Consider the following 11,346-nt stretch of genomic DNA (forward strand, 5'->3'; position numbering starts at 1 on the left):
CAGCTTGGTTTCGATGATCTTCAACGCACCACTCCTCGGTTCACCAGGGTCTGCAGGTACTGGCCGTAGCCGTTCTTCGACAGCGGCTTGGCCAGCGCCAGCAGTTGCTCGCCATCAATCCAACCCTGCCCGAAGGCGATCTCCTCCGGACAGCACACCTGCAGGCCCTGCCGGTCCTGGATGGTCTGGATGAAGTTCGAGGCCTCGTGCAACGACTGGTGGGTGCCGGTGTCGAGCCAGGCGTAGCCGCGGCCGAGCTGCTCGAGATACAACGCCCCGTCGTCCAGATAGCGACGGTTGAGATCGGTGATCTCCAGCTCCCCGCGCGGCGAGGGCGCGAGTTCGGCGGCGTAGTCGCTGGCCCGGCCATCGTAGAAGTACAGGCCGGTCACCGCGTAGTTGGAACGCGGCTGCTCGGGTTTCTCGGCGATGTCGACGACCTTGCCATCGGCATCGAACTCGGCCACACCGTAGCGCTCGGGATCGTTGACCCAGTAGCCGAAGACCGTCGCGCCGTCGCCGCGCGCGTCTGCCCGCCGAAGCGTGTCGGTCAGGCCATGGCCGTGGAAGATGTTGTCGCCCAGCACCAGGCAGCTCGGCTTGCCGCCGACGAACTCGCGCCCGATCAGGTAGGCCTGCGCCAGACCATCGGGGCTCGGCTGCACTGCATACTGGATGTCCATGCCCCACTGCGATCCGTCGCCCAGCAGTGCCTGGAAAAGCGCCTGCTCGTGCGGGGTATTGATGATCAGCACCTCGCGGATGCCCGCCAGCATCAGCACGCTGAGCGGGTAGTAGATCATCGGCTTGTCATAGACCGGCAGCAGCTGCTTGCTGACGCCCTTGGTGATCGGATACAGCCGGGTCCCCGATCCGCCGGCCAGGATGATGCCCTTGCGTTGCGTCATTGGAATTCTCTCGTCTCCTCCCCGCGCGCGGGGATCACTGATCTCCCTCCCCGCACGCGGGGGAGGGCCGAGGTGGGGGCGCTTCAGGCCGCGGTCCCAATCCGCTCGAGCCGGTAGCTGCCATCGAGGATGCCGCGCACCCAGTCCTGGTTGTCCAGGTACCAGTCGACGGTCTCGGCAATGCCGCTCTCGAAGGTGTGGCGCGGCGTCCAGCCCAGCTCGTTCTGCAACTTGGAGGCATCGATCGCATAGCGCCGGTCATGGCCCGGGCGGTCGGCGACGAAGGTGATCTGGCTGCTGCGCGGCTGGCCATCCTCGCGGGGACGGCGCGCGTCGAGCAGTCGGCAGATGGTCTCGACGACCTCGAGGTTCCGGCGCTCCGAGTCGCCACCGACGTTGTAGGTCTCGCCAATCCGGCCCTTCTCGAGCACCGTGCGGATCGCCTCGCAGTGATCGGTCACGAACAGCCAGTCGCGCACCTGCTGACCGTCGCCGTAGACCGGCAGCGGCTCGCCGGCCAGCGCCTTGGCGATCACCAGCGGGATGAGCTTCTCGGGGAAATGGTAGGGGCCGTAATTGTTGGAGCAGTTGGTGGTCAGCGTCGGCAAGCCGTAGGTGTGGTGGAACGCGCGCACCAGATGGTCGGACGCCGCCTTGGAGGCCGAGTACGGCGAGTTCGGCGCATACGGCGTGGTCTCGGTGAACTTGCCGGTCTCGCCGAGCGTGCCGTAGACCTCGTCGGTGGACACATGCAGGAAACGGAAGGCTGCCTTGGCGTCGCCGTCGAGGCCCTTCCAGTAATCGCGCACGGCCTCGAGCAGCCCCAGGGTCCCGACGACATTGGTGTCGATGAACGCGGCCGGGCCGTCGATGGAGCGGTCGACGTGGCTCTCGGCCGCGAAGTTGAGCACCGCATCGGGCCGGTGCTCGGCCAACAGCCGGGAGACCAGGGTCCGATCGCCGATGTCGCCATGCACGAAGACGTGGTCGGCGTTGCCTTCCAGCGAGGCCAGGGTCTGCAGGTTGCCCGCGTAGGTCAACGCATCGAGGTTGACCACGCGCACGCCCAGGCGGACCGCCTCGAGCACGAAATTACCGCCGATGAAACCGGCGCCGCCGGTGACGAGCCAAGTGGGCACGGAAACACGCTCCTGTGTGAATACGCTGGACCGCCCTGCGATGGCGGGAGACGACAGGATACCGGCTCGGCCGGGCGTTTTTGGTGGGAATGCGACCCAGCCGCTGCCGTGGACTCGCGGCTCACCCCGCGGCCCGCTAGAATCGGACGATTCGTCCCGTGCCTGCCGCCGCGGCCGGGTGACCCGCAGACAGTAAGGAATACCCGCCCGATGAAGATCCTCGTCGCCTACAAGCGCGTGGTGGACTACAACGTCCGCATTCAGGTCAAAACCGACGGCTCCGGCGTCGTCACCGACGGCGTCAAGCTGTCGGCCAACCCCTTCGACGAGATCGCGCTCGAAGAAGCGCTGCGACTGCGCGACAAAGGCATCGCGACCGAGGTCGTGGTCGCCACGATCGCGCCGGCCGACGCCCAGGCGCATCTGCGCAACGGCCTGGCGATGGGCGCCAATCGGGCGCTGCATGTGGTCTGCGACCAGCCGATCCAGCCGCTGACCGCGGCGCGCACGCTGCTCAAGCTGGTCGAGAAGGAACAGCCTGACTTGGTTATCCTCGGCAAGCAGGCGATCGACGATGACGCCAACCAGACCGGCCAAATGCTGGCCACGCTATGGGGGCGCCCGCAGGCGACCTTCGCGAGCAAGCTCGAAGTCGCTGACGGCAAGGCCGCTGTGACCCGCGAGGTCGATGCCGGCCTGGAAACCCTTGAAGTGGACCTGCCCGCCGTCGTGACCACCGACCTGCGCCTGAACGAACCGCGCTTCATCAAGCTGCCGGACATCATGAAGGCCAAGGCCAAGCCGCTCGAGTCGATCCCGTTCGCCGACCTCGGCGTGGACGCGGCCGACACGCTCACGACCTCGCGTTACGAGGCACCGGCCAAGCGCAGCAAGGGCGTCATGGTCAAGGACGCGGCCGAGCTCGTTGCCGCGCTGAAGGCCAAGGGCCTGCTCTGAACCGTCGCTCCCGCACCGCGGGAGCCCAGTGACTGCCGGCCGAAGCCGGAGTGCATCGACGCGGTCCGGCCCGGACGCGACGATTCCTAGGAGAACTTCCATGTCCAACGTCCTCGTCATCGCCGAACACCTCGACGGCAAGCTCAACGCCAGCGCGACCGCCAAGACTGTCGCCGCGGCGCAGGCCCTGTCGCCGGCTACCATCGATATCGTCGTGCTCGCCGCCGACCCTGCCAGCGCCGCGACCGACGCGGCGACCATCGCGGGGGTCGCCAAGGTGCTCACGGTCGCAAGCCCGGCCAATGCGCAGCCGCTGGCCCAGGTGCTCGGCCCGCAGATCGCCAAGCTCGCCGCCGGCTACAGCCATGTCTTCGCACCGTCGACCACTTTCGGCAAGGACCTTATGCCGGTGGTCGCCGCCCTGCTTGGCGTCAACCAGATCTCCGACCTGATGACGGTCGAGGGCAGCCACACCTTCAAGCGCCCGATCTACGCGGGCAATGCCATCGTCACCGTCGAGGCCCCTGCCGACCAGCCCGTGGTCGCCACCGTGCGCACCGCGTCGTGGCAGGAAGCCGCACGCGGCGGGAGCGCAGCGATCGAGCCGACCACCGTCGATGCCGACCTGCCCACCCATACGCGCTTCGTGGCCCTGGCGGCCGGCAGTACCGATCGTCCCGACCTGCAGAGCGCCAAGCGCGTCGTCTCGGGTGGCCGCGGCGTCGGCTCGGAAGAGAACTTCAAGATCATCTTCGACTTCGCCGACAAGCTCGGCGCGGCCGTCGGCGCTTCGCGTGCGGCTGTCGACGCCGGCTACGTTCCCAACGAGCTGCAGGTCGGCCAGACCGGCAAGATCATCGCACCCGAGCTCTATGTCGCGATCGGCATCAGCGGCGCGATCCAGCACCTGACCGGCATCAAGGACGCGGGCACCATTGTCGCGATCAACAAGGATGCGGATTCACCGATCTTCGAGATCGCCGACATCGGTTTGGTCGGGGACTTGTTCAAGGTGCTGCCGGAGTTGGAAGCCGCGCTGAGCTAAAGTGAATTGATCGTCTTTCAACGCCATCTTGACCTGATACCGGGCATTGATGAGCCGACAACCTGTCGGCCATGCTTCGCATGCTTACCTACCGCGCCTAGGATCGTTCATGATTGTTGGAACCGGCCTGATAGCCCGCGCGTTCTCGCCTCTCTATGCTGGCGACGAGGCGACCGTCGTACTTGCGTCGGGCGTTTCCAACTCGGCAGAAACAAGCGAGGCGGCATTCGCGCGGGAGCGCGATTTGGTCCTACACCATATCGCGCGCAAGCCGGAGCGTCTGGTGTACTTTGGAAGCTGCAATGTCGCCAATCCAAACCAGAAATCCGCTTACTTCGAACACAAGAGATCGATGGAACGGCTGGTGGGCCACGCTGCCTTCGGGCTGGTGATCCGCCTGCCCCAAGTCGTCGGCGCGACGAACAATCCCAACACGCTGACCAACCATCTCGCCAACCAGATCATGACCGGCCAGACGGTCAAGCTGTGGACGCGCGCCCAACGCAACCTCATCGATATCGACGACGTGGTGGCGATGACGCATCACATCCTGGCGAACGCAAGCGCCTTTCCGCGCAGAGTATCCATTGCATCGCCCTGGACGCTCTCGATGCGGGAAATACTCGAGATATTCGAATCGGTTCTTGGACGCCGCGCCGAAGCGATCGAAATCGACCGGGGAGACGACATGTACATTGACGCGTCGCTAAGCGAACGAATAGCCAGTGACATCGGTCTGGATTTCGGGAAGGACTACCCCTATCGCGTTGTCGAGAAGTACTACGGCGGGAGTCGATAAACATGGAAATTTCTGTGATCGTCCCCGTATACGGAAGCGCCGGCATCCTCGCATCCCTGGTGGAGCGTCTTGAGTCGTGCCTGAAGTCTTACCCGACAGATGGATTCGAAGTCATTCTGGTTCACGACCACGGCCCCGATAATGCTTGGCAGGTGATCTGCGCCTTGGCAGCAGACCGCCCTTGGTTGAAAGGCGTCAACCTGAGGCGGAATGCAGGCCAGCACAATGCGGTCATGGCCGGATTTGCGCATGCGACGGGACGTTTCATTGTCACGATGGATGACGACCTGCAGCATGATCCCGACGATATTCCCAGAATTGTGCAGGCGCTCAAAGACGGCGCGGATCTGTGCTATGTGAACTTCGAGAAACGCGAGCACGCCCTCTGGAAGAAGCTAGGGAGTGCATTCAATGACCTGGTGGCCAGCAGTCTGCTTGGCAAGCCGCGCAGTCTGTATCTGTCACCATATCGTGGGATCCGGCGCGAAGTCTGCGAGACAGCCCTCAAGTACAAGGGGCCCTTCGTGTACGTCGACGGACTTCTACTGCAGGGAACAGCGAATTACACGAGCATCACGGGCAAGCACCATGCCCGTCGTGATGGACAGTCGGGTTACAGCTTGCGAAAGTCTGTATCGCTCTGGCTGCAGATGGCCACCAGTTTCTCGATCGTCCCACTGCGGCTTGTCTCACTTGCCGGCTTGCTCGCCTCGGCCTTCGCCTTCCTCACGGCCCTGGGTGTCGTCTGGAGGAAGCTCGTGGACCCAGGCATGGCGGTCGGCTGGCCATCGCTGATTGTGGCCATCCTGTTCATGGGGGGACTGCAACTGTTGGCATTGGGGGCAATCGGCGAGTACATCGGTCGCATCCTGCTCAACATCAATAGCCGCCCTCAGTATGTGGTCGGCCAGCGCGTCAATCTCTAGGCAGACACCAGCAACTCGTCGTGAAAACGATGCGGCGGTGCGCCTCGGATTCACGACTTGAGGGCGACAGAAAGACAAGCATCGCACCGGCGTCGTGATGCCGACAGAGTGCTGAAGCTCAAACACGGCACAGATATGCCTCAGGCTTGACGGTAGAGGCGCCGGCCTTGCCCTCCGCGTGATGTCGCGCAAACCACTTACATTCGTCGCCGCAACCAGGCATAGGCGATGCGCCGAACATGCGCCATCCATCGCGCGCGCCGGTTGCCACGGCGCAATTCAGCCGCGCTCAGCAAGTCCGCATGCGCTGAGGCAAAGTGCTCGTGAAATGCGACTGCCTGCTGCGACTGTTCGCGCGTCAAGCGCACGCTCCATTGCCCAGCACTGATACGGAAGCTTGCCATGACATCCGGGATCGCCACGAAGTTCCCACGCATCAGAATGCGGCTGTAGGTTGCCTGATCGATGAGGTAAGGAAACCGTCCGTCCCACCCCCCCTCCTCTTGAAGAGTATCGCGACGGAGCATTACACATGCCGGCTCACCAAACACGTTTGTGCCGGCCAAGATACTGATCTTGGCGGCCTCGCGGCCAGGCAAGCACCCTCGCAACCCAGCCAGTCCGCGCGCAGCCAGCAACTGGTGGCCGCTCGCATCGATGAGGTTACGTCGCGCCGCGACCATCACGACATCCGGGTTGGTATCGAACGCCGCGACCTGGCGACGCAGCGCATCGGGAGTGATGAGGTCATCTCCACATACGAGCTTCAGAAGATCGCCACGTGCGTGTTCTGTCACGCGGCTCCAGTTCGCCAAAGCCCCTCCGCCCGCAGGTGTCGGTGCCAGCACACGCACCCGAGGCAAATCGCGATAGTCCTCCAGAATCGTCGATGTGCCATCTGTGGACGCATGGTCAGCCACAACAAGTTCGTAGTCGGTGTAGTCCTGCGCAAGCACCGACTCGATGGCCGACCGGATATCGCGAGCATTGTTGTAGGCGGGTATCACCACCGAAACACGGGGCACTGCGCTCAAGCGCGTCATATACATCACCTGCGAAACGAGAAGTACTTGTGGCCGACGAAATTGAATACCACAAGCACGATCGTGATGAGAATCTGCACCGGAATGGGAGGAAAGCCCACGATCTCCACCAACAATGTCAGCGCACCCGCATTGAGCAGGAAGGACACGATGTTGACGCCGACGAACCGGACGAAATCCCGCAAGGCGTGCCCTTGCACCTTGAAAACGAGGCGCCTGTGCACGTTGAAGACAAGGAGCAGAGAGATGATCCATGCGATGGCCAGACTGACCGCCGACGGAACGCGTGGCCCGAGGTACAGGACGAGGGCTGCGAACAATGCCGTACTGAAGGCCGTGTTGAGCCCCCCCACGACAAGGAAGAGCAACCGTTGGTCGCGAAGCAGACGCTGCAGGGGACCAGGTTTTGGGGCGACCTCGCCTTCCTCCCCATGTTTACGTCCTAGTGCTCCGCTCACTTTGGCGAGCCATCGCAACTCAAGGAAATGTCGCTCACCATAATGCCGAGCACGCGCGCGTCGAGACTGCCAGGGGACTCGCGACTGGGTATCGTCGTCGGCGACACCAGCAGGCGGACACGTCCACCGTCAACGCTGGGCCCCAGAACCAAGCGTGAAGAGCGACCAGGCTCGACACGAGCGCGACGCTCCAGGCCATCACTTCCGATGACTCGGACCTCACGCGCGGACATCACGCCGGGCAGATAGACCTCGGCAGCGAAGTCGCACTCACACTTGGGAAGGAACAGCTCCGAGGCGTCCCGAGTCCACCTGCCTTGCGCCTCCTCGCCGTTCCAACCTGCACCGTAACGGACATCGTCGAGACGGCAGTAGTCCGCGGGCAACCCAGCGAACAACGAAAGACGGTGGTCACGCATGACATTGACGCCTTGACGTGCGTGATCGAGTGGCGACTGGAGCAACCTTGCCGACGCCTCGTCGGGAACGCCCCGGACCATGGCTTCACCCATGGCCTTGAAAATGAGTTCGCGGAATGGTCCCGCTTGCCACTCCCGGAAATAAGTCAGGGCATGTCCCGACGCCACCAAGCACAGCAGCACAAGAACGGCACTTCCCGGCAGGCGCCGAGCCGAGGGCGCGAGGGTAGCCACCTCGCGCGCCGCCAGCCACAGCACGCCAATCAGCAGGAACACGAAATCCATGTAGTATCGCGACGCGACAACAGCTCCGGGACCATCGCCACCACGGGCGATCGATACGGAAACAGCAGTCAGACCACCGTAAAGTATGAGGTAGAGCGGAAGTCGCGAACCTGGCGCGGCACGGCGCAACCAACTCAAAGAGGCGCCACCGCCCGATAGCACGAGCAACGCACCAAGGCCGAGCAGAAGCTCACGGCTGCGACCCCCATGCAACAACGCCTCGTGCCCTCCAAAGGCGCTTCCGAGCGCGTAGAAGGGCAGGACCATTGTTTCGGTACTGAAAGAAATGCGTGCAGAGTCGGCCTCTGCATGAATCATCTGGCCTGATCCGATATAGATCGCGAATGAGACCAACACGGCTATCGTCGGCAGAAGACCGAGCCATCGGCCTTCCTGTCGCCACCTGGGAAGAAAGGCGAGTAGTTGCAGCGCCAGTACAGCACCGACGAAAGCGTAGTTCCACCCCATCCCTACCAGCAATACGAGAAACGGCGCCGCCGCAGCCAGGACGACTTGCAGCGCCCGGATGCTCGACAGGTGTCCCGACAGAATCGCGGCGTGCCCGACGAAGAAAAGCAGGAAGCAGAGATTTTTCGTCCACAACGGCAACCCGAGATCCAGCGTGAGCAACTCCACACCCGCCCAACTGAAGCACAGCCCAGCAACCGCCACTGTCGTCAGTGCCAGCACGATCTTCGCCATGCGGCTAGGTGCCACGTCCTGAGTACGGACATCACGGCCCCAGGCCAGAACCAAGACGAGCGACACCGCCAGAATGACCACCGCCGTCAGACGGTTTGCGAGCATGATGTCCAGGCCGAAGAAGTCGACATTGGCCAGTAGAAATGCCTGATTCACGAAGCCCCGATGGGCCGATCCCTGTCCCCAGAACTCCAGCGTAGACAGCAGGCCAATCCTCCAGTCCTGCAGTTGGGCGAGCAGCCTGAGCGAATCCATGTACGGGACGTCAGGCGCTGCGCGCGTCAGCAGCACCTGATGCACGATCGACAGGACGACTATCGACAGCAACCCGATGGCGACCAGCTTAGAGGCCGGTCGAATAGAGGTTGTGGATGCGCTTTTCGGAAAGTCATCCATGCCGGCGATTGCCCTACTGCAACGATGGGAGGCGCCCACTGTGGGCGTGCCGCGCTATGCTACCAGCAGCGCATACGCTACTGCAGATGCGCAGAGCGGCAGGAATGGAGCCCCCGACCCGGCCTCAGGCGCAGCCAGGGGCCAACAGCTTCACCGCCCCCAGCCTGTGACCCGTCGAGCTTGTGAAGATAAAGCGGACATCCTCGTTCACCCAAGGACCCGTGATCGATGTCCCTTGAGGGCCGCTTTCGCTCCATAGCCTGGGCGTCTCCTGCCCTTGCTGCACCATGACGCGAATACCATGCTCACTTTCGGGATGCTGCCAATGCATCTCGACGACGGCAGCCTCCATCTTGTCACCGCGGCATACGCCCGATAGCGCGGATGCCGAGACCTGGAGGGAGCCTGCATCCTCGCGCTGCACCGACAATGGGCCAGTCACTGCCCGCCCCCCGCCCTCGAATGCTTCACCATGTGAAGATGAATCAGCATTGCCATCGATGGATGGTGCGGCAACTGTCATGGTGCCCAGCGTTGCCACTTCCTTTTCGCCACAAAGAACGCGTACCGGAAACTCGCCAGGATCCTTGATCACGCTCGGTGCCGGCCACACCGCTGCGAGAACGTCACCCGCCCCCTCCACCTCGGTGCTCATCGCACCTATCTGCAGCCGAAGTTTCCCCCGCACACGGGTCACACGCAGCCAGGTCGCACTCAATCCCGAACCCGTTTGGCGATTGAAATGATCGCCCGCGACCGCAGACTTGGGCCCCCAATCCTGAACATCGATCAGACAACCGCTCGGCGCATCGATGTTCATGTCGGTCGGCTGCGCCAGCGCCTCGAGTCCAAGTACTCCGAGCGTCTCGAGAGGGCGCGCAAGAAGCGCATCACGCAGCGAACGCTTTCGGTCGTAAAGATCGGAGGCCTCAAGGCAGGCTTCGTCCTCGCGCTGCTGAGGGCCGCAGATCGCCCAACCTTCGTCCTTCAAGGTGATGACATTCCCCAGAAAGCGTGCGCTTTTCGCCGCGCGCGCGCTCTGCATGTCGTCAGTGAGATACGGGAGCCCTTCGGGATGAATTCCCAACGCCCGAGTAATGAGAACGGGGAGATGCTCCAATGAGACTGTACCCACATTCACGGCCCCCTTGCGCCCGTCGATGAACAACAAGGGCGTGCGTGACATCGAGAGCAACGTCTGCACCTCCTCGAACGGCCTGGTATGGATCTTGATCCCCGACTGCGAGTAGGGCCGTTGGTCAGGGGGCATGGTAGGCGCGTGATCGCCGAATGCCACGATCAACGCCTCCGGATCGGCGCGTCGAATGTCGGCCAGCCAGTCCATGAACGCCGCGCTCGAGTATGCTATTGCGTTTGCATAATCCTCAACCGCCGCATTCGTCGGCGAGGTCGAGACGAGTGCAGGTCTTCGCTCCGGGTTCTGACGATACGGATAGTGGGAACTGATCGTCACCAAATAGTTGAAGTACGGGGCACCCGGACTCAGCCCTGCGATCGCCTCACGATTCTGTCGATAGAAGCTGCCGTCATTGAGAAACACCCCATCCAGATCATCCCGAACGAAGCTGTCGTAGGCATTGAAATGGGCGAACCCCATCCAACCGTAGGCACGATCCCGCCCCCAGGAATCGGCGTGATTGGAATGCGAGGCGAGGGTTTGATAGCCGAGCTCGCGCAGCAGCCTCGGCAAGCAAGGCAGTGATCCCGTCATCCGGCTCTGAAATACCGCAACATTGGCGGCAGGCAGTCCACAGAGGACCTCGAACTCCGCGTTCGCAGTCAAATGACCAAAATGAGGCGTCAGCACGCCCGAGCTTCCACCCTCATCCAGCAACGCCCGGAAGCGTGGATCGAACGGATCCCGACTGAACTCAAATGCCTCGAACGCCTGGGGATCCCAGAAAGTTTCGAGCAGCACGAGATGGACATTACGGCGGCGGGACAACTGGGGCACGTAGGCACTACCCCGCCGCCGCAAGAGATCCCCCTGCCTGGCTGCCAGCACTTGGTGACGTGCGCGATGGTCCAGCAGGAACTGGACGCCTCCTCGTTGCTGCAGGTGTGTTGTGTAATCGCTGGAATGCAATGGAAAAAGGACGTCGATCACACGCCCCTGCCACGGCGCCAGCATGTACAAGGCAGACTCAACTTCCAAGTGCAACACCCGGCGGAGTGTAGGGTGTCGCGATGGGAAAACAGTACAGCCACCTGAGCGCGGAAGAGCGCGCAGTGCTTCAGGTCGAGCGCA

General features: G+C 62.8%; 10 protein-coding genes. 4 read left to right on the forward strand and 6 right to left on the reverse strand.

Translation table 11 applies throughout. From position 1 onward, the window contains the following. Window positions 1–20 precede the first annotated feature (20 nt). Both rfbA and rfbB read right to left on the reverse strand, forming a co-directional pair. Window positions 21–908 carry a glucose-1-phosphate thymidylyltransferase RfbA gene (gene rfbA / locus ABE488_RS17390; protein ID WP_346449656.1) on the reverse strand — a complete coding sequence of 296 codons (888 nt, stop codon included), beginning with the start codon at window positions 906–908 and terminating at the stop codon, window positions 21–23. An 83-nt stretch (window positions 909–991) separates the two neighbouring features. Continuing rightward, window positions 992–2,047 carry a dTDP-glucose 4,6-dehydratase gene (gene rfbB, locus ABE488_RS17395; RefSeq protein ID WP_346449658.1) on the reverse strand — a complete coding sequence of 352 codons (1,056 nt, stop codon included), beginning with the start codon at window positions 2,045–2,047 and terminating at the stop codon, window positions 992–994. Window positions 2,048–2,257: 210 nt separating this feature from the next. Here rfbB and ABE488_RS17400 point away from each other — a divergent pair, with 210 nt between their 5' ends. The 4 genes from ABE488_RS17400 (at window position 2,258) to ABE488_RS17415 (ending at window position 5,774) form a co-directional block, all read left to right on the forward strand. Next, complete coding sequence (locus tag ABE488_RS17400; protein WP_346449660.1) at window positions 2,258–3,004, forward strand: electron transfer flavoprotein subunit beta/FixA family protein; 747 nt, start codon at window positions 2,258–2,260, stop codon at window positions 3,002–3,004. Between the two features lie 100 nt (window positions 3,005–3,104). Continuing rightward, window positions 3,105–4,049, forward strand: coding sequence for an electron transfer flavoprotein subunit alpha/FixB family protein (locus tag ABE488_RS17405; RefSeq protein WP_346449662.1), 945 nt, complete (start codon window positions 3,105–3,107; stop codon window positions 4,047–4,049). Window positions 4,050–4,158: 109 nt separating this feature from the next. Next, a complete protein-coding gene (locus tag ABE488_RS17410) occupies window positions 4,159–4,848 on the forward strand; it encodes an NAD-dependent epimerase/dehydratase family protein (protein WP_346449663.1) in 690 nt (229 codons plus the stop codon). A gap of 2 nt (window positions 4,849–4,850) precedes the next feature. Then, on the forward strand, window positions 4,851–5,774 hold the full coding sequence (locus tag ABE488_RS17415) for a glycosyltransferase (protein WP_346446082.1): 924 nt from the start codon (window positions 4,851–4,853) through the stop codon (window positions 5,772–5,774). 197 nt (window positions 5,775–5,971) lie between these two features. Here ABE488_RS17415 and ABE488_RS17420 read toward each other — a convergent pair whose 3' ends face one another. From ABE488_RS17420 to ABE488_RS17435, 4 genes are all read right to left on the reverse strand, one after another. Next, complete coding sequence (locus ABE488_RS17420) at window positions 5,972–6,799, reverse strand: glycosyltransferase family A protein (RefSeq protein WP_346449666.1); 828 nt, start codon at window positions 6,797–6,799, stop codon at window positions 5,972–5,974. Between the two features lie 23 nt (window positions 6,800–6,822). Beyond that, entirely contained in the window at window positions 6,823–7,185 is a 363-nt protein-coding gene (locus ABE488_RS17425) for a GtrA family protein (protein WP_346441688.1), read from the reverse strand. Window positions 7,186–7,271: 86 nt separating this feature from the next. Further along, window positions 7,272–9,077, reverse strand: coding sequence for a hypothetical protein (locus ABE488_RS17430; protein WP_346449665.1), 1,806 nt, complete (start codon window positions 9,075–9,077; stop codon window positions 7,272–7,274). A gap of 124 nt (window positions 9,078–9,201) precedes the next feature. After that, window positions 9,202–11,229, reverse strand: coding sequence for an LTA synthase family protein (locus tag ABE488_RS17435; RefSeq protein ID WP_346449668.1), 2,028 nt, complete (start codon window positions 11,227–11,229; stop codon window positions 9,202–9,204). Window positions 11,230–11,346 lie beyond the last annotated feature (117 nt).

The organism is Luteimonas sp. TWI662, assembly GCF_039673825.1.
In the GTDB taxonomy this organism is placed as follows: Bacteria; Pseudomonadota; Gammaproteobacteria; order Xanthomonadales; family Xanthomonadaceae; genus Luteimonas.

Coding starts and splice junctions, on each gene's coding strand:
- ABE488_RS17405 (WP_346449662.1), top strand. CDS start 3,105: ATGTCCAACGTCCTCGTCATCGCCGAACACCTCGACGGCAAGCTCAAC.
- ABE488_RS17415 (WP_346446082.1), top strand. CDS start 4,851: ATGGAAATTTCTGTGATCGTCCCCGTATACGGAAGCGCCGGCATCCTC.
- rfbA (WP_346449656.1), bottom strand. CDS start 908: ATGACGCAACGCAAGGGCATCATCCTGGCCGGCGGATCGGGGACCCGG.
- ABE488_RS17400 (WP_346449660.1), top strand. CDS start 2,258: ATGAAGATCCTCGTCGCCTACAAGCGCGTGGTGGACTACAACGTCCGC.
- ABE488_RS17410 (WP_346449663.1), top strand. CDS start 4,159: ATGATTGTTGGAACCGGCCTGATAGCCCGCGCGTTCTCGCCTCTCTAT.
- ABE488_RS17430 (WP_346449665.1), bottom strand. CDS start 9,077: ATGGATGACTTTCCGAAAAGCGCATCCACAACCTCTATTCGACCGGCC.
- ABE488_RS17435 (WP_346449668.1), bottom strand. CDS start 11,229: ATGCTGGCGCCGTGGCAGGGGCGTGTGATCGACGTCCTTTTTCCATTG.